General features: G+C 68.5%; 21 protein-coding genes and 1 pseudogene. 11 read left to right on the plus strand and 11 right to left on the minus strand.

Annotated elements, in window-relative coordinates; translation table 11 throughout:
* Nucleotides 1-112 precede the first annotated feature (112 nt).
* The gene (locus ACIQ7M_RS27735) at nt 113-628 is read left to right on the plus strand and encodes a MarR family winged helix-turn-helix transcriptional regulator (protein WP_403649318.1); all 516 of its coding nucleotides are present in this window, start codon (nt 113-115) and stop codon (nt 626-628) included.
* Between the two features lie 276 nt (nt 629-904).
* Here the strand turns inward: ACIQ7M_RS27735 and ACIQ7M_RS27740 are convergent, their stop codons facing one another.
* Nucleotides 905-1,090, minus strand: coding sequence for a hypothetical protein (locus tag ACIQ7M_RS27740; protein ID WP_403649321.1), 186 nt, complete (start codon nt 1,088-1,090; stop codon nt 905-907).
* Between the two features lie 18 nt (nt 1,091-1,108).
* Entirely contained in the window at nt 1,109-1,249 is a 141-nt protein-coding gene (locus ACIQ7M_RS27745) for a hypothetical protein (protein WP_403649324.1), read from the minus strand.
* A 202-nt stretch (nt 1,250-1,451) separates the two neighbouring features.
* Here ACIQ7M_RS27745 and ACIQ7M_RS27750 point away from each other — a divergent pair, with 202 nt between their 5' ends.
* Nucleotides 1,452-1,928 (plus strand): hypothetical protein, encoded by a 477-nt coding sequence (locus tag ACIQ7M_RS27750; RefSeq protein WP_403649327.1) that lies wholly within the window; start codon nt 1,452-1,454, stop codon nt 1,926-1,928.
* Between the two features lie 142 nt (nt 1,929-2,070).
* Nucleotides 2,071-2,832, plus strand: a complete 762-nt coding sequence (locus tag ACIQ7M_RS27755) for a LiaF transmembrane domain-containing protein (RefSeq protein ID WP_403649330.1) — start codon at nt 2,071-2,073, stop codon at nt 2,830-2,832.
* Here the strand turns inward: ACIQ7M_RS27755 and ACIQ7M_RS27760 are convergent.
* Nucleotides 2,796-3,737 (minus strand): hypothetical protein, encoded by a 942-nt coding sequence (locus ACIQ7M_RS27760; protein ID WP_403649333.1) that lies wholly within the window; start codon nt 3,735-3,737, stop codon nt 2,796-2,798. The two genes, ACIQ7M_RS27755 and ACIQ7M_RS27760, sit on opposite strands and share 37 nt — an antisense overlap.
* Nucleotides 3,734-4,090, minus strand: a complete 357-nt coding sequence (locus ACIQ7M_RS27765; RefSeq protein WP_403649336.1) for a hypothetical protein — start codon at nt 4,088-4,090, stop codon at nt 3,734-3,736. The genes ACIQ7M_RS27760 and ACIQ7M_RS27765 overlap by 4 nt, the downstream gene beginning before the upstream one ends.
* Nucleotides 4,091-4,415: 325 nt before the next feature.
* Between ACIQ7M_RS27765 and ACIQ7M_RS27770 the strand changes: the two genes are divergently transcribed.
* Together ACIQ7M_RS27770 and ACIQ7M_RS27775 are read left to right on the plus strand one after the other, a co-directional pair.
* A complete protein-coding gene (locus ACIQ7M_RS27770) occupies nt 4,416-4,928 on the plus strand; it encodes a hypothetical protein (RefSeq protein WP_403649339.1) in 513 nt (170 codons plus the stop codon).
* Nucleotides 4,921-8,208, plus strand: a complete 3,288-nt coding sequence (locus ACIQ7M_RS27775; protein ID WP_403649342.1) for a CHAT domain-containing protein — start codon at nt 4,921-4,923, stop codon at nt 8,206-8,208. Before ACIQ7M_RS27770 ends, ACIQ7M_RS27775 begins: the two co-directional genes overlap by 8 nt.
* A gap of 13 nt (nt 8,209-8,221) precedes the next feature.
* On the opposite strand, the gene ACIQ7M_RS27780 is transcribed toward ACIQ7M_RS27775, so the two are convergent.
* Entirely contained in the window at nt 8,222-9,199 is a 978-nt protein-coding gene (locus ACIQ7M_RS27780) for a hypothetical protein (RefSeq protein ID WP_403649345.1), read from the minus strand.
* A 535-nt stretch (nt 9,200-9,734) separates the two neighbouring features.
* Between ACIQ7M_RS27780 and ACIQ7M_RS27785 the strand changes: the two genes are divergently transcribed.
* Nucleotides 9,735-10,289 carry a hypothetical protein gene (locus tag ACIQ7M_RS27785; RefSeq protein ID WP_403649348.1) on the plus strand — a complete coding sequence of 185 codons (555 nt, stop codon included), beginning with the start codon at nt 9,735-9,737 and terminating at the stop codon, nt 10,287-10,289.
* A gap of 215 nt (nt 10,290-10,504) precedes the next feature.
* Here ACIQ7M_RS27785 and ACIQ7M_RS27790 read toward each other — a convergent pair whose 3' ends face one another.
* From ACIQ7M_RS27790 to ACIQ7M_RS27800, 3 genes and pseudogenes are all read right to left on the minus strand, one after another.
* Nucleotides 10,505-10,636: a hypothetical protein gene (locus tag ACIQ7M_RS27790; protein WP_403649351.1), complete on the minus strand. Its 132-nt coding sequence runs from the start codon at nt 10,634-10,636 to the stop codon at nt 10,505-10,507.
* Nucleotides 10,637-10,655: 19 nt separating this feature from the next.
* Nucleotides 10,656-11,429: pseudogene (locus ACIQ7M_RS27795) on the minus strand (RNA-guided endonuclease TnpB family protein); the annotation flags it as partial.
* Between the two features lie 157 nt (nt 11,430-11,586).
* Nucleotides 11,587-12,180 carry an MBL fold metallo-hydrolase gene (locus ACIQ7M_RS27800; protein ID WP_403649354.1) on the minus strand — a complete coding sequence of 198 codons (594 nt, stop codon included), beginning with the start codon at nt 12,178-12,180 and terminating at the stop codon, nt 11,587-11,589.
* A gap of 82 nt (nt 12,181-12,262) precedes the next feature.
* Between ACIQ7M_RS27800 and ACIQ7M_RS27805 the strand changes: the two genes are divergently transcribed.
* From ACIQ7M_RS27805 to ACIQ7M_RS27815, 3 genes are all read left to right on the plus strand, one after another.
* Nucleotides 12,263-13,219: a GlxA family transcriptional regulator gene (locus ACIQ7M_RS27805; RefSeq protein ID WP_403649357.1), complete on the plus strand. Its 957-nt coding sequence runs from the start codon at nt 12,263-12,265 to the stop codon at nt 13,217-13,219.
* Nucleotides 13,220-13,370: 151 nt separating this feature from the next.
* Complete coding sequence (locus ACIQ7M_RS27810; protein WP_403649359.1) at nt 13,371-13,781, plus strand: hypothetical protein; 411 nt, start codon at nt 13,371-13,373, stop codon at nt 13,779-13,781.
* 454 nt (nt 13,782-14,235) lie between these two features.
* On the plus strand, nt 14,236-14,502 hold the full coding sequence (locus ACIQ7M_RS27815) for a DUF6083 domain-containing protein (RefSeq protein WP_403649362.1): 267 nt from the start codon (nt 14,236-14,238) through the stop codon (nt 14,500-14,502).
* Nucleotides 14,503-15,085: 583 nt separating this feature from the next.
* Here the strand turns inward: ACIQ7M_RS27815 and ACIQ7M_RS27820 are convergent.
* Entirely contained in the window at nt 15,086-15,856 is a 771-nt protein-coding gene (locus ACIQ7M_RS27820; RefSeq protein ID WP_403649365.1) for a calcium-binding protein, read from the minus strand.
* Between the two features lie 511 nt (nt 15,857-16,367).
* Here ACIQ7M_RS27820 and ACIQ7M_RS27825 point away from each other — a divergent pair.
* Both ACIQ7M_RS27825 and ACIQ7M_RS27830 read left to right on the plus strand, forming a co-directional pair.
* Entirely contained in the window at nt 16,368-16,721 is a 354-nt protein-coding gene (locus tag ACIQ7M_RS27825) for a hypothetical protein (protein ID WP_403649368.1), read from the plus strand.
* 126 nt (nt 16,722-16,847) lie between these two features.
* The gene (locus ACIQ7M_RS27830; RefSeq protein WP_403649370.1) at nt 16,848-17,234 is read left to right on the plus strand and encodes a hypothetical protein; all 387 of its coding nucleotides are present in this window, start codon (nt 16,848-16,850) and stop codon (nt 17,232-17,234) included.
* 567 nt (nt 17,235-17,801) lie between these two features.
* Here ACIQ7M_RS27830 and ACIQ7M_RS27835 read toward each other — a convergent pair.
* Together ACIQ7M_RS27835 and ACIQ7M_RS27840 are read right to left on the minus strand one after the other, a co-directional pair.
* A complete protein-coding gene (locus ACIQ7M_RS27835; RefSeq protein WP_403649372.1) occupies nt 17,802-18,239 on the minus strand; it encodes a hypothetical protein in 438 nt (145 codons plus the stop codon).
* A 699-nt stretch (nt 18,240-18,938) separates the two neighbouring features.
* Nucleotides 18,939-19,142 (minus strand): cold-shock protein, encoded by a 204-nt coding sequence (locus tag ACIQ7M_RS27840; protein WP_382785311.1) that lies wholly within the window; start codon nt 19,140-19,142, stop codon nt 18,939-18,941.
* Nucleotides 19,143-19,803 lie beyond the last annotated feature (661 nt).

Genomic DNA, 19,803 nt, shown 5'->3' on the forward strand with positions numbered 1-19,803 from the left:
CTGGGAGCCGCAACCGCGGCCTGCGGTCGGAGACCGCAGCCAGTAGTCCAAATTTGGATGACCACACGCTAACCGGTTATCCAAAAATGGACAACCGTTAGACTGTGACACCATGGCCGACTCTCCCGCCCCCGCCGATCAGCCCGAACGTGCGCCGTCAGACGACATCGGGCTCCTGCCGGCCGAACTGCGTTCCTGGATGCAGCTGTTGGCCGCAGCCGGCGCGATCGAGCAGCAGCTCCGCTCACGGGTGAAGGACGCGATGGGGATCTCGCACGACGAGTTCCTGGTGCTGTGCCTGCTCGCCGACCAGCCCGGCTCCAGCCTGCGGATGACACGGATCGCGGAACTGCTGGGCCGCCCCAAGACACGGCTGACCTACCAGGTGGCCTGCCTGCAGCACGCGGGGCTGATCACCAAGAACTCCGCGTGCGGCGACCGGCGCGGCGTCGAGGTGGCACTCACGGACAAGGCCCGCACTCTGCTGAGGAAATCATCCCGTCCCCTCGCCGACGCGGTCTCCGAGGCCATCGCGCGAACGGCCTGCGCCCAGCAGTACACGCAGTTGCAGTACCTGCTGCCGACGAGCCAGAGCCCGGGGGAAGACACCACCGAGCAGAGGAAGTAGCCGCAAGGAACCAAACCCGGAGCTCGTCAAGAACCGGGGACGGAGCCCACGGCCGGCGGCATGACGCGGACCCCACTGAACACCGACGCCGCCTGTCCCCCGCACGACGGCCACACCCAGGCCCAGGCCCACCGCCGCACCGCCACACGACGGCTGACGTCATTGGCGGCCGCCGCTCTCCCTGCTGGCGCGCCAGCAGCCTCGGCGCTCGCCCTGCCGCGCACCTCAGCAGCAGTGGTAACGGCTACGTACGCCAGGTCCGTATCCGCGCGCCGTTCACGGCGCTCCCCCGTCCGTGGCCGGGCGGGCCGCCCATCCGGGCAGCGGTTGCCTGCGGGACCGGTAGGCGCGCGCCAGGGCGTCACGGGCCTGTTCGGCACCGTCGTGGGTGAGCCGGTAGAAGCGCCGCCGCGGGCGCCCTGCCCGCTCGTGCGCAGCGGAGTCCTCCCAGGTGCTGTCCACCCATCCGATCTGTTCCAGTCAGGCCAGGATCGGATAGATCGTTCCCGACGGCAGTCCCGCCAGCTCGCACAGCTCCAGGCCGTACCTTTCTCGAGCGGTGTCCTCCAGCAAAGCCCGCAGCACCAGCTGGGTCTGCAGGGTCATCCGCAACGTAGCCATACTCGTACTGTACGTAGCCCGTCTATGGCCTTAGTGACATCTGAGACCCGTACGACCGGCAACACGGCGGTTTCCAGGCCCAGTTCGGACAGTCGCCGAACGAGCGGGCGCAGCGATTCTCCGGGGAGCCGTGCCGGCACATGTTCCACGCAGTGCGGGCGGGCCGACGCCCGGGTCCGCACGGCGACGCGGCCCGGATGGGGTGCGGCGGATCGCCAGGGGGAGCCACGAGATCGGGGATCACGCCTGGAGGCATGCGGTGACGGCTGTGGTCTCTGACGCGCAGATCCGCGACGAGCTGCGCCGCTCGGCACAGGCCCGCTCCCGTCCCTCTCCCGTGTCACCGGCAGTGAGCCGACGCTGGTGCGCCCGTCCCGGAGCCGCACCGACGACCGATTGCGTCGTCAACGCTCAACAGTGGTTTCACCCGGGGATGTTTCGCCCCCATCGAAAAAGACCCTGCCCCGGACAACCGGGGCAGGGTCTTTCGCAGAGCGCCGGGCAGGCCTTGCACCTGCATTTCCCCGCAGGAAGCGGGGCGTCTTTCCTTGGACCACCAACGCATCGCCGACCGGCGCGACGTCCGCCGTTCAGCTCAAGATCAATCGTAGCAGCGCGGCGCGCCGGGCTCCAGACCTGCGGAAACATGCGGCGACGTCGAGGAGCGCTTCGTCCGTGAGCCTGCGCTGGCCTTGTGGAGCCGGGGGCTCCGGTGCGGTGTGCGCCAGGTCCGGAGGAGGTCGTGAACCCCTGTGTGGGTCAAGGCAGTTGATGTACTAACGTTCCCCGGACCGAGAAGCCCATTGTCCGGGGAAGGCGACGTGCGAAGTCATCTGCGCATCTGGATCGCGCTGATGCTGCTCGGTGCCGGTCTGCTGGTGCTCACCGACCGGCTCGCCCCCTCGGCGCAGGTGTGGCAGCGGCTGTCCGTCTGGTGGCCGCTCGGACTCGTCGCGCTGGGGTGTGGTGGAGCGGTACGGCTCGCCCTGGCCACGAAGACGGCCCTGCGGGGACCCGCCCTGATCACCCTCGCCGGTCTGATCGCCCTCGCCGTGACCACCGACCCTCTCCCCCGTTCCGTGCGGCCACTGCTGTGGCCGGCCCTGCTGGTGGGGGCCGGCGTGGCGATGCTCGTCGGTGTCGCGGTCGGCGGACCGCGCGCACGGGACGGCTCGGTCGTCCCGCGGCTGGTGAGCGTGGCCGAGTCACGGCACATCGTCTGGCCGGTGGGGGCGTTCTCGCTCGGGTCCCTGACGGCTGTGGCCAGCGGATGCGTCATCGACCTGCGCGAGGCGAGTCCGTTCGAGGGTCGCGCGCGGATCGACGTCACCGCTTTCCTCGGCGGTGTCGAGATCAGGGTGCCGGGAGACTGGGACGTGAGGTACGAGCGGTTCGGCCGGGAGGTCGAGGTGGCCACGCCGGCTCCCGGGCTGCCCGTACCGGCTCCCGGGGCCGGCGCAGAGCCGGGGACGGAAGGCGTGCGGGAGCGGCCGTTCCTGCACGTGACGGCCATGACGTTTCTCGCCGGGGTCGAGGTACGCCCTGTTCAGGCGGCGGGTCCGGCCGGCGGGCCGGGGTCGTAGCGCACGGGCTCCTCCAGCGGGCCTTCCCGCTCCCACAGCAGCCGGAGGTTGTCGTTGATGCCGAGCTCCTCGTCGGAGTCGGCCGGCATCCGCACGGACATCTCCTTGAGCAGTCTCAGCCGGTAGACGTCGATGACGGAGGTGAAGGTGACGCCGTACGCCTGCGCGGCGTGGACGGCCGTGCGGTAGGCCAGGGCGCACAGCAGGGCGAAGCCGGCCGGCAGGGCGAGCCACACCGGGTGGCGCAGCAGCAGCACGGCGCCCGCCAGGGAGGTGAGGGCGAAGGAGAGACAGAGCCGGACCGCTGTGTCGAGTTCGTTGCGGGACTGGGAGACGAATCTGAGGACGTCCGGGGGCAGCACGAAGTACAGCCGGGGCCAGGTGAGGGTGGCGTCGAGGGAGTACACCGCGCCTGCCTTCTCCTCGGCGGCGCGCAGCCGGTTGCCGAGCGCCGTGGGCAGTACCTGCTGCTTGTCGGGGAAGGCCGCCAGTTCGCGCGGTACGTGCTCGACGAGTTCCTTGTGGGCGCTGTGGCCCAGTTGCTCGTCGAGCCACACCAGCCGGTCCTTGCGCCGCTGCTGGATCCACCGTCCGCGTTCGCCCAGGCCCCGCAGGGGTCCGGATGTCCTCCAGTAGCCCTCCAGGAACCGGATGGAAGCAAGTTCCAGAGGCTGCAGCAGCAGTCCGGTCACCAGCGCCGCCGATGTGAGGCCCAGTGCCGCGGGCCAGCTCGCGTGCTTGGCGTTCTCGATCAGGACGGTGAGGGTCGGCGCGTGCGCGGGGGCTCCACTGAGCCCCAGGGCCCCTGTGACCATCAGGAACACCGCCGTGGGAAGGATGTTGACGAACTTCAGCCGCGGTGTGAGATCGGCGTCGGTGAAGCCGAGCGAACCGAGGTGGCTCACGGCGTGCTCCTCCCTCGGTGCGGATCACACCGGATCGTCGCCGCCGTGTGCGTCGCGCGACTGTACTTCCCTATGGTCACCTTTTCCTCGCAGCCGGGCTCGAAGCAGACCACGACCAGGCCGGCCCGCCCGTCCCTGACCTGTCTCCAGTCCGTGTCCGCGTGCGGGCACTCCCGCGCGGGCCGTGCTCGGCCGATCCATCCGCACCGGCAGTCGGGGACCACCCACAGGATGTCCTCACCGCCCTTGAGGATCCCGGGCAGTTCGTTGTCCCGCCCGAACGCCGTCGTCACGTACAGCAACAGCGCAAGGATCCCCGTCCCGGACGGGCGGCGCGGTCTGTGAGGCGGCATCGGCACTCCCCCGGCCAAGAACACAAGAACTTGAGAGTAGGGGCCGACAACCGTCCACGCCATGTGCCTTCGGCGGATCGCTGTCGGGTCGAAGGTCGGGAATCTGCTCGGCCGAGGAGGTGAGGGACTGGCCAACGCTCAGCGGCGCGGCCTCGCTCCGTCGCGAAGGCATGGGCGTGTCACCTCGTCTGCCGGAACTGCTCCGAGGTCGGGCCGAGGCCGGCTTGTCCGGTTCGTACGGGACTGACTTGACCTGTTCCTGCCCACGGGAGCCCGGCTCCGCGTCATAGTGATGCGCAGAAAGCCGCCTGAAGGGGGACAGGGTATGGCGCTCTTCATCGTCATCGTGCTGCTCGGAATTCTGGGTTTCGGGTTCGTCGCGGTCCGCGCGTCCCGCGAGAGCGAAACGGCCTCCCCCTCACCTGCGGCGGACACACCGACCAGTCGGGCACGGGACATCCCGCCTCTCTTCCCCGACTTCTTTCACGGCGTTCTGTTCGCGGTCGGCAAGGACGCCAGACCGCAGAATCTGTTGGCGCTCGCCGAATACGTTTCCCAGATGATCAGCGCGAACGCCTACGGCTGGTTCCACCAGCGCGGGGACTCGGACGCCGCCGCTCGGTTCAGTCGCAGATTTCGCGGCGGCGGGCCCGCGGACCAGCATGTGGAGAAGGTCCCTGACGACATGATCGATTTCCTGTGGTCCTGGGACGCCGGGACGCACGGTGAATTGCGCGACTGGATTCCCCGCCTCGAGCGCGATCTCACCGCGCCTGGGAGCCAGTTGTGGCGCTACGCCGACGAGTTGCCGTTCGGGATGTGGGAGAGCGATGACTGACCTGGAGCATTCGGCTCTGGAAGCCGTGCGGGCACGGCTTCAGAGGTTCCGGGCCGGGGACGCGTCGGCCGTTCTGAGCCCGGAGGCCGAGCAGGACGCGGCGCGTGCGGTGGAGAGGCCGACTCCGGAGTCGGTGGCCGCAGCGGCCTGGCTGCACCAGTATCGAGCTGTGGCCGTGGACGATCTCGGCGGCGCCGATGCCCGCTTGGCGTTCCAGTTGTTCGCCAAGATCGAGGCCGTTCTTCCTGGCGAGCTGCCCGCGCACGTGGCGGCGATGCTGCGGCTCGGCTCGGCACCGGAGAACGCCCCCGCCAGACAGCTGCAACAGCTGCTGACCGACGCTGAGAACGCTCTGGACGAGCCGGTGACCGCCGGCTTTCCGCAGGCTCTCGACGCGTGGACCGATCTGTTGTCCGCCTTCGGTGACACGGCGGTGGAGGAGGGACGGGAACATTCCCGTCTCGAACTGATCGGCAGAGTCCTGCGCCGCCGATACGCCTTCCAACCCGACGAGATCTGGCGCTTGGAAGCCGCCGCGGACCACCTGCGCAAGGCCATCGGCCATGTCCCCCCACACGATGTCCTCGCCCACTCCCCGGCGTACAACCTCGGTGTGACGCTCCTCGACCACTTCGAGGCCACGGGAGAAAGGCGAAGGTTGCGTGAGGCCGAGGAGGTGGGCGCCCGGTCGCTGCGGAGCACCAGTCCCGCACACGCGCACTACCCCAGACTGCTCACCCACCAGGCCGAGATCCTCTGTATTCGCGCTGGTCTCGACGCCTCGGAGCAGGCGATGGAGGAGGCCGTGCGGCTGTGCCGGGATGCCATTCGCCTGGTGGACCCAAGGAATCCGGCGGCGGCGTTCGTCCATCTGACCGCCGCTCGTGTCCTGAGCGATCACTACGTCGTCAGCCATGATCTGGCTGTACTCCGAGAGGCTCTCGCGTCCGCGGAAACGGCGGTCGCCGGCCTCCCGGACGACGGCGAGGGTATCCCGCTCGGGCGGCTCGGACGACTGCTGATGCTCCTGGGCCAGCGCACCCACGACCTGCATGCCCTGGAACGTGCCGAGGAAGCGCTCACTTCGGCGGCCGAGGCGTTGCCGTACGAGCACTCCCTTCGTGCGGCGTACCTCAGTGATCTGGCGGACGCGCAGTTCGAGAGCCACGTCCTCACCGGTGACGAAGGTGCGTTGCGCGCGGCCCGGCGCAGTGCCCAGATGTCGTTGGATAACACCCCGCACGGGGACACCGCCGCTCCCGCGATGCTCGACACCCTCGCCCGCGTCCTGGTGCGCTGCTACGAGATGTTCGGAGATCCTCGGGAACTGGACTTCGCCGTGGAGACGTTCCGGAGTGCCGAAGAGTTGTGCCCGCCGGACAGCGGGTCTCGCGCCACGGCGTTGATGCACCTCGGTCACGCGTTGCAGTTGCGCGCGGCCGTCCTGCCGGACGTGGGAGCACGACGCGACGCGTTCGACGAAGCCGAACAGGTCGCACGACTGGCCGTCGAGGCCTACCCACCGGGGCCCGACCGATGGATGGCTGTCATCGGTCTCGCCGTCGTGCTGCGTCGCCGGAGCCCCGATGATCCCGCGGACCTGCGCCGCTCCGCGGACCTCTACCGCTCGGTCATCGGCGCCGCGGCCGAGTCCGAGGACGCGTTCCTGCTGGCGACGTTCAATCTGGGGGTGGTGCTGTGCGATCTGTACGGGATCGCACAGCAGGATCCCGCGCTGCTCAGCGAAGCGGAGCAACTACTGCGAGCCGCCGGGAACGCCACGCCACCGGAGCATCGCCGCCATGCCACCATCACGGCGGCTCTCGCCCGCTGCCTCGCTCTTCGCGCCGGAGCTCCGACCAGGGAGGCGGAGGAACTGCTGCGGGCCGTCGCCAGTCCGGGCAGCGGCGCGACAGCGACCGACCGTATCGCCGCCCACATGGCGCTGGGCCGGCTGCGCGCCGACGCGGCCCAGTGGCGGCCGGCCCGCGACGCCTTCGCCGAGGCGATCGACCTGCTGGCCGCCCATCTCGCCGCAGGGGACCACGCCGTACGTGAGCACGGAATCGCTTCCTTCTTCGGCCTCGCTTCCCAGGCGGCCGCGTGTGCGGTGGCGGCCGGTGATCCGGTCGACGCCGTCCACCTGCTGGAACGGGGTCGCGGGCTCCTGATGTCGGCCGGCGGGTCCGGTGCCGGGGATCTCGGTACGGCCGGACGGACGGTCGCCGTGATCAACGTGAGCCGCTACCGCTGCGACGCGCTGCTGGTCCATGACGGTGACGTCACTCTGGTGCCGCTGCCGGAGGTGTCGCATGACGCCGTTGTCCGGCAGGCGAGCGCATTCCTGTGGGGCGTGGGACGGAGCGTCGACGGCTCGTCCCCCCGCGAGGAACGCTACAAGGGAACCCGCGTCGCGGTGAACGGTGTGCTGCGCTGGCTGTGGCACACCACAGTCCGTCCCGTTCTGGACGCGCTACCGCACCACAGCTCACCCGGGCTGCCGCGCGTGTGGTGGTGTCCGACCGGCATGCTGTCCTTCCTGCCCCTGCACGCCGCGGGGGAACACTCGCCCTACGACGGCACGGCGGGCGAGTGCGCGATCGATCGCGTCGTCTCGTCCTACACTCCGACTCTGCGCGCCCTGCGGGCCGCGTCGAAACATCCGTCCGGCGCCGCATCCCCCACACCTGCCGCGCCCCTGGTGATCGTTCCTGACACGCCCGGCTTGCCGACTCTCCCTCAGGCTTCCATAGAACTGGCCGGTCTTCGGCGGCTCTACCCGAACTGCACGGCCGTCGTCGGGCCGGAGGCAACGAAGGCGCGGATCGTGTCGGAGCTGCCGCAGCACTCGTGGGTCCATTTCGCCGGACACGGTTCCCAGAACTTCCAGGTCTCCGGGAGCGCGCAACTCCTGCCGCACGACTACGCGCACCACGGCGGACTGGGTTTCGACGCACTGCGAGCGTTGGACCTGACCCACGCCGACCTGGCCTACCTCTCGGCGTGCAGCACCGCGACCGGCCAGCTCACGCTCGCCGATGATCAGGTCCATGTGGCGGGCACGCTGTTGGCCGCCGGATTCCGGCATGTGGTCGCCGCGCAGTGGACGGTACTCGACGAAGTGGCGGCCGACATCGCCATGGCGTTCCACCGTCAGGCCGCGGCGGCCTCCGCAGACGGCGTGACGCCTGCGGCGGCACTGCACCAGGCCGTGCAGTCCGTACGCGCCAAGCACTCCGAGCCCCACCTATGGGCCCCCTTCATGCACTACGGCCCGTGAAAGAACCTCGTCGTCACGCACTACCGCCCGTGACGGAACCCGGAAGGGAGTCGGAGGTGTACACGAGCGCCGGATCGTCCGAGCCGCGCAGCACGGCCGCGGTCAGACGCTCCCCGGCAGCCACCTCGCTCGCGGCATCGAGTGGGACCGGGTGGCGCAGGGCGCGGTAGAGGTCCCAGCGGTGAAGGTCGAATGCCGTCCGAATCAGTACACCGAACTCCCGGCAGGCGCCGGGCAGCGCGCCACACCACATCACACACGCGAAAGGGAGTCCCAACAGGGCCCAAGGCGTGCGGACCGCTGCCGGCAGCAGGAAAAGGCCCCAAAGTCCCGCAGCCACCAAGCCGTCCACATGCCGTCTCGCCGCCGCGAGGTCCAAGCGAAGTGTGTCCGGCAGTACGGACCACAAGTGTGGCCAGAGCACCACGGCGTCCAGCCCGTAGTGGTGCAGTGGCCGGCCCTCCGCAGCACGCATGGAGTTGCCGAGACGCGTGGGCAGCATCCGGTCGCGGGCGGGCATCCACCGCAACTGCTCCTCCAGCCGCGTGAGTCGCAGACGCTCGTCATGGTCGAGCGGTGGTCCCACGAGACCGTCCGCGTCGGCGACGCCCAGGTGCCGACGCATCAGAGCATCCGCCTCGGCGTCGCAGACGTCCCAGCGGCGTCCGTGGCGCTCGCACAGCCGTCGGCTCAGCGGATCCGCCCATCGAGGCCAATACCCCTCCAGGAGGCGCAGGACAGGCAGCGTCAACTGGGCCATGACCAGGCCCGATCCTGCCAGGACGACCAAGCCCACCAGCAGCAGGACCACTTGTTCCCCCGCGTTCAGCCTGGCCAGGTCCCGCAGTCTGCCGGATGCCTCCGCTCGCGCGTCCGCACTGCCCAGCACCCACAGGGCCGACAAGGCCAGCCAGTAGACGGCCGCGGCGAGCCCCGTCGCCAGCCAACGTTCGACGAGTTTGCCGACCGCGGCGTTCCAGAAGGCTGTCACGAAACCTTCCGGCTCAGTCGACGGTCGCAGGCAGCACAGGACGGAACGGCCTGGGCCATGCTCCTGCGCACAAAGGTTTCCGGGGCCGGACAGTCCGGGGTCACACACACGAATACCGTTGCCCCGGTCACGAACCCGTCACCGGCCAGCCTGGAGTAACCACTGGGCAGGGCCCTGTGGTTGACGACATCGCTGCGCTTCGCCGCCACCCATGCGAGCAGGCGAGGGTCAGAGGCAAGTACGCGACGCAGCGCTCCCTCATCCAGTTGACCCAGCGCTTTGTCGATCTCGCGCCCAAGGCGGGAGGCGTCCCCACCCACAACCGCGGGAAGCGAAGCCAGCAGAGCTCTCACAAGGGAGCGCAACTCGGCCGATTCGTCCATACGTCTCCCCCCAGGGCCCGCCTCGAACGAGATCCGAGTGTCGCACGTCCGGTGATCACGGGACGGAGAACCACCAAGTCCGTTACGTGCGGGGGCGTTTCTCCGTATGGTCTTCGTCTCGGCCTTCAACGCCCGACAGAAGGGGTCACGTCATGGCTTCCCGTAGATCCGACAAAGCCGGTACGGACCTGTACCTGCAACTCTACGGTCGCCCGTCATCCACCGCCCCGGCCGCGCCGCCCCGTGCCTCCGCAGGAAGTCCCCTGCCTGCGGAGACGTCGTCCTACTGGAAGGACGGAGACCGAGACCCGACGAAACAACGCGACATCCCTCGTCTCTTTCCGTACTTCTACCATTCCGTACTCGCCCGTAACGGAAAGCCTGTACATGGGCGCAACATCATGGCGCTCATCGAATACGTAGACGCCATGGTGCTGTTCCAGGGAAACCTCTGGATCGAAACAGAGGTCAAAGATCCTCGCACCGCAGAGGTCTTCCGGCAGCGCTTCGTCATCCCCCTGGACGACTACGAGTTCCCGGAGCAGCGGCCCGACGATGCGATCGACTTCCTCTGGGCCTGGCGTACGACGGCCCGCCCCGGCCTCAGGGAATTCATCGACCAGACGTACACCAGGCTGACCAGCCCGGAGAGCGTACTGCTCAAATATGGCGACGTGCTGCCCTTCGACATCTGGAACCTCAGCTGATCCGGAATCCGCTGCGGATCGCGTTCCTCCCGCACGGATACGACTGCCGGCCGCAGTCGTTGACGACGTCGGAGCGATCAGCCGCCCCGCCGCACCTTTCGTGCCCTTCGCGACCTTGTGGGCTTCGCTGATCTTGCGGAACGGCCTTCAGCGCCTCGCGCGGACCGTGCGGCCACGGCGAAGGTCTCACACTTCTCGTTAACCGTGAGCTGGCCCTATGCGCTGCGCATGGAGAACGAGCTCGGCGTGGGGGCTGTCGCCGCGGATGCCCCGAGGCCGGCCACGACGAGGAGCGCGATCCAGGCGACGACCACACCGTAGCGGTGCCGGAAGGCGAACCTGCCCACTCTTTGACATCCTCCCGGGCTAAAGGCCCGGGATTCCAGCCTGCTCCCCCTGCGGAAATGCAGTGGGCGGCTCCTGGCGGGTTCCTGTTTCGCTGCGCTGTGCCGGCACGGGTGCCGGTCTTACCTGCGCTCCACAGGCTGATGCCGCCAGTCCGGCGGCCTTGGCAACGTTGACCGCCGCGTCGACGTCCCGGTCAAGGACGCTCCCGCACCCCGAGCACGTCCACTCCCGGACGTTCAGCGGTTTGGGACCGTCCTTGACGCCACAGGCGGAGCACACCTGGGAGGTCGGCTCGAACCGGCCGATCTTCACGCGGGTGCGTCCGTACCGGGCTGCTTTGTACTCCAGCATGCTCACGAACGCGGACCATCCGGCGTCGTGGACCGATTTGGCCAGGCGCGTACGGGCGAGTCCTTTGACACACAGGTCCTCGACGGCGATCGCTTGGTTCTCGCGGATCAGCCGGGTGGAGAGCCGGTGGTGGAACTCGCGGCGTGCGTCGGCGACCCGCGCGTGAGCACGAGCAACCTTCAACCTGGCCTTGCCCCGGTTGCTGGAGCCCTTGGTCTTGCGGGACAGGCGCTGCTGTTCCCGCTTGAGCTTCTTCTCGGCCCGGCGCAGGAAACGGGGACTGTCCATCTTCCGGCCGTCGAACAGGACGGCGAAGTGCCCGAGGCCGAGGTCGATTCCGATCTCTGGTGCCGTCCCGGGCAGTACCTCGCAGGCGTCCGTCCCTACGCCGAAGCTCGCGAAGTACCTGCCCGCCGCGTCCTTGACCACGGTCACCGTGGTCATGAACACTGATGACCAACTCTGCTCTCAGCCGCGGGACCGAGCCGAGCCGCGGGTCATCCGCCCGGCGGACCCGATCGGGTCACCCGGCCCATGAGGCTCACCGACGACGCGCACAGGACCTTCCGTCGCCCCGCGAGGTTTCGCGGACATGGCCCTAACGCGGTGTGGTGTCGTCGGCCTTGAACGGGCCGCCGTGGCCGGGCACGATCAGGTCCGCGGCGGCCAGTACCCGGAGCCGGGAGGCACGCAGCACCTCACGGTCGGGGGCCACCGGGTCGTCCGCCGGGCCGTTCTCGTCCCACCACAGGTCACCGGCGAAGGCGACCACACCCGCATCCGTGCCCGCCAGCAGTGTGATGTCCTCCGGGCTGTGGCCCGGCGTGCGGATCAGGCGCAGCGACGGGGTCAGTTCGTAGCCCTCCGCGTCCCGGTCGGTCCACTGGTCGCCCAGGTACTCCACCTTGTGGTCGTGCACACGGGCGCGCCCGAACAGGCCCACGTTCATGGTGTTGTCGGGGTGGTGGTGGCTGAGGACTACGTCGGTGATGTCGTCGGGGCCGAGGCCCAACTCCGCGAGCGGGGTCAGGATCCGGTCGCGGCTCGCCACCATGCCCGGGTCGAAGATCACGTGCCGGCCGGCGTCGGCCAGGTAGGAGACGGTGGCGGCGACCCCGGGGCCGGTGGAGCCCGTGTAGCCGGTGGTCAGGATCGTGTACACGGCGCTGCGGCCGAGCGGTGCGTCTGTCATGGCCTCAATCCTTGCGGGCGGGCGCTGTGTTCACGAGTGGCACACCTGCCGCTGATCGCAGGATTCGTGCCACACTGCGGGGGTGTCCCCCTTCGTGACCGTGGCCGCGTACGCCCCACCGGGAGTCGGTCTGCTCGCCGTCGGCATCGTCGCCGAGGTCTTCGGTCCGCATGGCGAGGGGGTGCCCGGCTTCGACTTCGCCCTGTGCACCGACCGGCCGGGGCCGGTCCCCACCGACATGGGGGTGCCGCTCACCGTCCCGCACGGTCTGGACCGGCTCGCCTCCGCTGATCTCGTGATCGCCCTGCCCTGGGCGGACTTCCGCACACCGCCCGAGCGAGCCGTGCTAGCCGCGCTGCGCGACGCGCACGAGCGCGGCGCACTGGTCTCGGCCCACTGCGTCGGCGCGTTCGCGCTCGCCGCCGCCGGACTGCTCGACGGCCGACGGGCCACCACCCACTGGCGGTTCGCCGACCTGCTCGCCCGCCGCCACCCGGACGTCACCGTCGAACCCGACGCCCTCTACATCGACGAAGGACGCGTCGTCACGGGCGCGGGGGCCGCCGCGGGCTTCGATCTGTGCCTGCATCTGCTGCGGCGGGAGCACGGGGCCGCGATGGCCAACGCGATCGCCCGGGACGTGGTGCTGCCCTCGCACCGCGACGGCGGGCAGGCGCAGTACCTGGCGACCCCCGCCCCCGAGGACTGCCGTGACGAGCGGCTGGCCGAGGTGCTGGCGTGGGCCCGCGAGAACCTCCACCAACCGCTTCCCGTGGCCGAGTTGGCCCGGCGCGCCGTGATGAGCAGACGCTCCTTCGCCCGCCGGTTCACCGCCGCGACCGGCACCACCCCGCATGCCTGGCTGCGCGGCCTGCGGCTGAGCAGCGCCGAGGAGCTTTTGGAGACGACCGACCTGCCTGTCGAGGAGATCGCCCGCCGTGTCGGGTACGGAAGCGCGGCCGTCCTGCGCGAGCAGTTCGTACGCCGCCGGGGAGTGCCGCCGCGCTCGTATCGCCGCGCCTTCACGAACACGCCGTGACATCCTCGCCGGCCGGTACCCGCCGGCCGTGGTGGTCGTGGCGGCGGTAACGGCGGTGGCGGTCGTGAGTACCGGTCGGTGTTTCTACTCGGGTGGGAATGAGTATCCGGGCTCTGACGCGTGTTCAGGTGGCTGCCGAACACTGGGGCCCATGAGCAACGAAGTGCGGAATCGTATCCCCCGAGTGCCGGCGGCGCTCGTACTGGCCGGGCTGGCGGCGGCGGCATGGGCCGGCTGGCTGGGCTGGGACCAGCACCGCGACGTACATGCCGACGGCTCGACGACCGGCCCCTACGAGGCGTGGCAGGTCATCGGGCTGGGGCTGACTCTCCTGGTGCTCGTGTACGGGGCCGCTTCCCGCGCGTACGTGTCGGCCGCGGTGGTCGGCACCACCACCGGACTGGCCGTCGCCTCCTGTCTCGACTGGTCGGACGACAGCAGCGGGCTCTTCGCCGTCGGCGTGGGCCTGATCGTGATCGGGAGTCTCGTCGTGACGGGCCTCCTGTCGTTGCTGATCACGTCGTGGAAGCCGAACACCGGACACGCCGGCCAGGGTGACTGAGCGGCTCCTGTACGGCGTCCACGGGCGCCGGCACGTCGTGCGAATGGGGGCCACCGGATGTTCAACGGCGATGCGGGAGAGCAAGTTGTCGCAGACTCCGTTGCGCTTGTCGTCTTCTCCCGCCCCGCGCTTCCTACGGTGAAGCCACGTCACCTCCACAGCCGGCAGTGACCGACGAGAACAGTCCCGCGGCGAAAGCGCTGGTCGAGCGGGACAGTCCGCGCATCGAGGGGACCGCGGGCGTGCCACTTCCGTGCCAGAACGGACGGGGACTCACGATCAATCCCCGTTCGCATGTGATCGCTGTGGCACCGCCGGCTCCACCGTGCGCGAGCGAGGGCGCATCGACCTCATGGCCAGGCTCTGCGATACCTGCTGGAACACCATCGCCAACGAGACGTCCGAAGTCGACGGGGCCACGGCCGCCCCGTGACCCGATCCCGACCCGGACGACGTGTCATGGATCGAGCCACCCACTTGCCCCACATGTGGCGTACTAGTTCAGGTATGTCCCGCGAACTACGACCGCTGGGTCAGCCTCGCTACGGTGGAGTTGCCCGCCAAGGACGTCCCAGAGCCCTTCCGCTGGCGTTTGACGAAGCTCCCGGCCCGGGATCCCCCCATCGTCACGGACATCGTCGCCGTACGGGTCCGTGGAGTCGATCCGCTCCCGGGTGAGCCCGTCGTGCCGGCCCACCGCATGATGTGCGTCCCCGAGTAGCGTGAGACGTCGATCACTGCGCGAGGGCCGCGGACTGCCGTGCCCGCTACGTGCCCGATCGAGCGGCGACCGGCGGGAGTCACGGGGAACGTCGGTGGGCGGTGCGAGATCCCGCACGTCAGCGTCTCGCCGGCTCAGCCCGGACCCTCGTACGCGATCTTCCAAACTAGTGCGGCGTAGCCGATATGGTCGCCCCATGACGTCACATCAGGCGGATGCCGCGTAGGTCGGGTCCCCGCGCGAGTTGAGGGCGACCGTGCCCGACAGGGAAAGCGATGGTGCGGTGAGCACGCTGCTCATCAGCGCGCGTCCTGGGCCGTCGGCGTGTGCTGCCGTGCACACTTACCTCTTCAAAGTATGCACGTCGTGACGAGATGGTCGGAATCTAGCGTTCCGGTTATGAATGACGCCCTACGGGGCGAACCTTCCAGAGCCTGTCGAATGCCTGGCGGCGGGCTGGGCGCGGGCGGCGGGCGCGGATGGTGGGCGGCCTGGCTCCACACGGGAAGGGACGTCAGCAGACAGGGGCGCGCTGCTTCACGGCAGCGCGCCCCTGTGGGTTGCTCGGAGGCTGGCCCCGTCGCTACCTCACGTCGACGGAATCACCCGTGGCCGCGACGGCCGGTGTGGTGCTCGTGCCCGCGAAGTAGTAGCGCCAGGTGCCGTCGGTGGAGGCGGTGACCGTGGTCTTCAGGTTGCCGCTGCCGTCCGTGTTCACGGTCTTGACGGTGCTGTACGTGCTGGTGCCCGCCTTGCGGAACTGCAGCTTGACCGGCTGCCCGGCGTACCCGTGGTACTCGCGGTCATCCCAGTTCGCACGGGTCAGCTTGCCCGCGACGGTGATCGTCCGGCCCTTGGTGACCGGCTCCGGCGAGGCGTTGACCGTGAGCTTGGAGTAGCGCTGCACGTGGAAGGTGCCGAGGTTCGTACGCTTCGCCGAGTCGCCGTCCTTGGCTTTCGCGTACGCGCCGAAGTGCCAGGTGCCCGCGAAGGCGTTGTAGTGCAGGTCGTACTCGGGCCAGATGCTGTACGTCGACGTGCAGGTGACGGTCGTCCCCGAGGTGCACACGGTCTCGCTGGGCGAGTCCTGGGTCCAGAAGGCGTCGGGGTCGCTCCAGGTGCCGTGGTACAGGTACGTCTGCCCGGAGGCTATGCCGGCCGGGTCGGAGGCGGTGAACGTGACCTTGAAGGTCACCTTGTTCGTCGTGCCGACGGCGACGTCCTTTCCGCCGTTCACCACCACGTTCGAGACCTTGGTGTCGCCCACCACCGTGTCCGCGTGAGCGGCGGGAACGGTGAGGGCCATGAGTGCCAGCGCGCCGGACGAAGCGACGCCGATGGCGAGTCTGCGCATGTGTTTCCCAACGAAATGAGGCCTGTCACCCGAGTGGGTGTCCGGCTGGTGAACGAACTGTAGAGGATGGCCTCACCCCTGCCGGACACCTGTTCCCGCCGATCCGTCCGGCTTCAAGGTCAGCGTCTCTGGAGACACCCAGACTCTTCGCGCTGCTGAGCGGTGACCGCGCGGCCGGAGTTGCGGTGCTGCCCAAGAGAGGCACCCAGGCTCCCGCCGACGTCGACCGGATTCGGGCGATCCTGGACCGGAACCTGAAACGCCTTTAACAGCGACGATGCCAACGAGCCCGCTCCCGCCCTCCGTCTCAGTTTTCGTCTCATTCAGCATCGTTCGCGCACGTTCAGACGAGGCAGAGGCCCGTAGCCGTTCCTGCGATCGACCGTCCATGAACGCAGTTGAACGCCCCTGTACACAGCCAAGCCTGGCACCACCACAGTTGGAAAGCGCGTTGGTTCCTGGTGACACCTGGGCCTGCGGCACCACCAGGCGAGACGGGTAGGTTGAGGCCGTGGAGGATGAAGCGATCATCATCAGGCTTACGCCCGATCAAGCGTTCGTACTGTCGGACTGGCTCTATCAAGTGATGTTCCAGTCCGACGACCTTGAGGGGATCGTGCGCGACCGAGCCGTCTGGTCACCGATCCGTGCGATCTCAGGAACGCTGGACACGACGCTGAGCGAGATCTTCATGCCCGACTACTCCCAGCGGCTTGACGCGGCCAAGGAGCGCCTCCGCGTCCGCATGTACGGCGAAGCCATCGAGTCAACAGGCCCAGACGAGAACGCCACTGCCGCACCACAAGCGCACCAGACAGAGTGGGGAACAGCGGAGAATCACGGTGAAAGCGACCAAGGGCGATGACACCTCGTCTCAGACATTCGCCCCGGTCAACGCCCGAAGCCGCCGCCAATGATCGCAGCTACCCAAGCTGATGTCTCCAACAGAAAACAGGGGTCCGAGCCAGCCGCCGCCAGGGACGATGGCGGCATGCGCTACTTCAACGGAACGGGCTGGCTCGCGATCTTCACCGGCACGGAGACGATGATCGGTCGGACCGTGCCTGTGGACGCCTGGGAGGCGACAACAGGCGTGGCCCTCGTCGTTGATCCCCAGCGGGGAACCCGCCGGCCAGTGACCGACTATCCGGACTTCTCGCACCTGGAGCGAGCCGACCAGGTGGTAGCCGCGATCCCGGGTGGCGGCTGGCGTGCGTACTGGAAGGACGAAGGGCCCAGCAACGGGCCCTTGACCGAGCAGGTTCTTGCTTGGCTGGTCACGGCCAGAGGACGCGCCACCCCGATCACCGTCGACGCCCACGGACACGTGGACGACGCTGAAAGCGCTGATCGACTCATCCCACCTGGAGAGGAATGAGGGAGCATCCCCGACACCGCCGTTCAGCGGAGATGCCGATCGCTGACCTTATGGAGGATGAGGGGGGTGGGGATCTACGGCCTCCAACATAGTCCCGAGGTGGCTCCCGGGGACCCTTATGCCCACCCCCCCCCCCCCTTGACCGCGGACCTCGAAGGTTCTCTGACCGGTCTCACTCCACCAGGCAAACTAGCAAGTGGCACTGACAACGGTCCGGGCTCAGGAGGAGTGACGGTGCCTCGCCCGTCCAAAGGCACCGAGACGTAGAAGGAGCGGACGCCATGCAGACCGTTCTCGCGGGACTCGGAGTACGGCTGTCCACGCTCGGGGACCGAGATCACCCGGCACCGGCCAGCGCCCACTTCCACGCCGTGCGTCAGATATGACCCCCCGCGAGGTTAGTCTCCGCACGATCTAGCTCTCACTTGCTTCTCTTGCAGCGGAGTTGTAAGGGGTCATGATCACTCGCCCCATGGCAGCTCCCGCCCAAAGTCTCGGGAGCCAACCTCTCAGCGTCGTCGACCGCAGACCGTCGCGCCTACCCATGGGCCCGCTGGCCTTCGTGAATCAGTGTCCGTAGATGTGGCCGCGTACTAGCGGGTCGTGTTCCAAGATGAAGTCGGACACCTTCCAGAACTCTGACAACCTCGGGTGCTGGAGAGCGGCCTCACGATCGAGCTTGGTGCCGAACAGAGGACCGTCGGGGTGCGCGAGCCCGGCAGTCACCAGCGTCGAAGCCGGCCTGTTCTGCCCAGCCACGGGACCGACGCGGCAGGCGAACGAAACGTGATCGCCCCACTGTTCAGCTCCAGCTCCCCAGGTCCCGAAGATCACGTCTATCCACGCATCGTGATCCTTGTCCTTGTGGTGGTAGCAGTTCGCGAAGTACACGGCGTACGCGGCACCGTCAGCGTGGATGAAGCTCCACGCCCGTTCGATCGGAGCTTGGCAGCAGTCACACTGGAACTCGCGGGTCTGCCGGTCCGGGCCAAAGGTCAGTGACATGCCGGCCATCATGGGGCACGGTCGATCGCCCCCGAGCAGGAGCCCCGGCGCCGTGCCCCTCCCGTGCCCGTTCTGTCGGGAACCAGCGAGGGCTCACGGTCGCTGGCAGGCAGCGGACAAGGACACGGCCCCCGACCGATTCACCTGTCAGAAGCCGTTCACCTGCGGCGGGTGCGGGATTTGAACTCACGGTGACTCGCACCACGACGGTTTTCAAGACTTTGTGCGACTTCGCTCGGCCATTGAGACTCCGCCAACCTCAGTCATCGGGGATCGCAGAAGCATCGAGTCGAAACGCCTGGGCAGCGTCGGGGCCCGACCCGACCACGTCCGTCGTCATGACGTAGCGCGCCCCAGTTCCTTTGGGCGTGATGGGCTCTCGGATGCGGCTGAGCGGTATCCACAAGACCTCGCCGTCAGCAGGACCCCCTACCAGCTTGATCCTCACCTGGATCGTGCTGGGATCCATGTGGGGAGCCGCTTCTGGGGTCGTGGCCGCGGCGCCAGAGGATCGCGAATGCCGGGTGGCAGGCTCTCGCATCGAGCTACCGCACGCACTGAGTGCGGCAAGTACCGCGATCAGATCAAGACCTGACGTGAATACATCAGTGGCTCACAACGGAGAACGGCGCTCTCAGGACGACCCGAAGGAACAGCGGGCCCGGCGACAGCCGGGCCCGCTTTCCGCTGCGACCTGGGTCAGCCGCGGACGATGTTCTCCGCCTGGGGGCCCTTCTGGCCCTGGGTGACGTCGAAGGAGACCTTCTCGCCCTCGACCAGTTCCCGGTAGCCGTTGCCGGAGATGTTCGAGTAGTGGGCGAACACGTCGGGGCCGCCACCGTCCTGCTCGATGAAACCGAAGCCCTTCTCGGAGTTGAACCACTTCACGGTGCCGCTGGCCATACTGCTGTCCTTCGATATCGCCGAGGAACACCCCCGGCTGGTCCATGAGACGGGGCTGCCCGTCACCGGTCAGCACCCGACCTACGTTCTACCCCACAAACCAGTCACCATGAAACGTGGCTCGAGAGTGACGTGGATCATGGCCTACCACTCGTTTGGGAGCGCGTGGGGCCAGTCGGGGCGACCGATGAACGGGGGAATGACGGTGCAGGAGTGGCCTGAAGGATCCGCGGCCGATCCGGGTCCCGACGCTTGCCCACGGGCTACCTCTTCACCTTCGGATGGGCGAACTGGATCTGGACGTCGCGCTCGGCCACGGCCCGGTTGATCCTCGACTCCACTCGGCGAGGGGACGGGCACCCGCTCGTCCCCCTTTCGTGCAACCGCCCTCCCGATCCGCGCGTCCGTCGATACGATCACCACACACGAGCGGGGGCTCGTGACCGAGGGGGCGGTGGGGGATGAACGGCGGCAACATCGCTGTGCGCAGCGGGACTTGGCCTTGGCGGATCGCCGCGTTAGCCACGGTGGCCGGAGTGGTACTCGGCGGCTGCAGTTCGGGGGCCGACGGCAAGGCGGCCGGGCCGAGTCCCTCGCCGCCTTCGAAATCCGCGGCCGTGTCCGGCTCTCCCGCGGCCACCGCGTCCGCGTCCTCCGCAGG

It is taken from the genome of Streptomyces sp. NPDC096324 (assembly GCF_044763015.1).
Lineage (GTDB): Bacteria > Actinomycetota > Actinomycetes > Streptomycetales > Streptomycetaceae > Streptomyces.

Bases quoted from the DNA above. Each gene is read 5' to 3' on its own strand.
- ACIQ7M_RS27835 (WP_403649372.1), bottom strand. From the start codon at position 18,239: ATGTCACTGACCTTTGGCCCGGACCGGCAGACCCGCGAGTTCCAGTGT.
- ACIQ7M_RS27775 (WP_403649342.1), top strand. From the start codon at position 4,921: ATGACTGACCTGGAGCATTCGGCTCTGGAAGCCGTGCGGGCACGGCTT.
- ACIQ7M_RS27840 (WP_382785311.1), bottom strand. From the start codon at position 19,142: ATGGCCAGCGGCACCGTGAAGTGGTTCAACTCCGAGAAGGGCTTCGGT.
- ACIQ7M_RS27765 (WP_403649336.1), bottom strand. From the start codon at position 4,090: ATGCCGCCTCACAGACCGCGCCGCCCGTCCGGGACGGGGATCCTTGCG.
- ACIQ7M_RS27820 (WP_403649365.1), bottom strand. From the start codon at position 15,856: ATGCGCAGACTCGCCATCGGCGTCGCTTCGTCCGGCGCGCTGGCACTC.
- ACIQ7M_RS27810 (WP_403649359.1), top strand. From the start codon at position 13,371: ATGAGCAACGAAGTGCGGAATCGTATCCCCCGAGTGCCGGCGGCGCTC.
- ACIQ7M_RS27785 (WP_403649348.1), top strand. From the start codon at position 9,735: ATGGCTTCCCGTAGATCCGACAAAGCCGGTACGGACCTGTACCTGCAA.
- ACIQ7M_RS27830 (WP_403649370.1), top strand. From the start codon at position 16,848: ATGCGCTACTTCAACGGAACGGGCTGGCTCGCGATCTTCACCGGCACG.
- ACIQ7M_RS27770 (WP_403649339.1), top strand. From the start codon at position 4,416: ATGGCGCTCTTCATCGTCATCGTGCTGCTCGGAATTCTGGGTTTCGGG.
- ACIQ7M_RS27735 (WP_403649318.1), top strand. From the start codon at position 113: ATGGCCGACTCTCCCGCCCCCGCCGATCAGCCCGAACGTGCGCCGTCA.
- ACIQ7M_RS27745 (WP_403649324.1), bottom strand. From the start codon at position 1,249: ATGGCTACGTTGCGGATGACCCTGCAGACCCAGCTGGTGCTGCGGGCT.
- ACIQ7M_RS27800 (WP_403649354.1), bottom strand. From the start codon at position 12,180: ATGACAGACGCACCGCTCGGCCGCAGCGCCGTGTACACGATCCTGACC.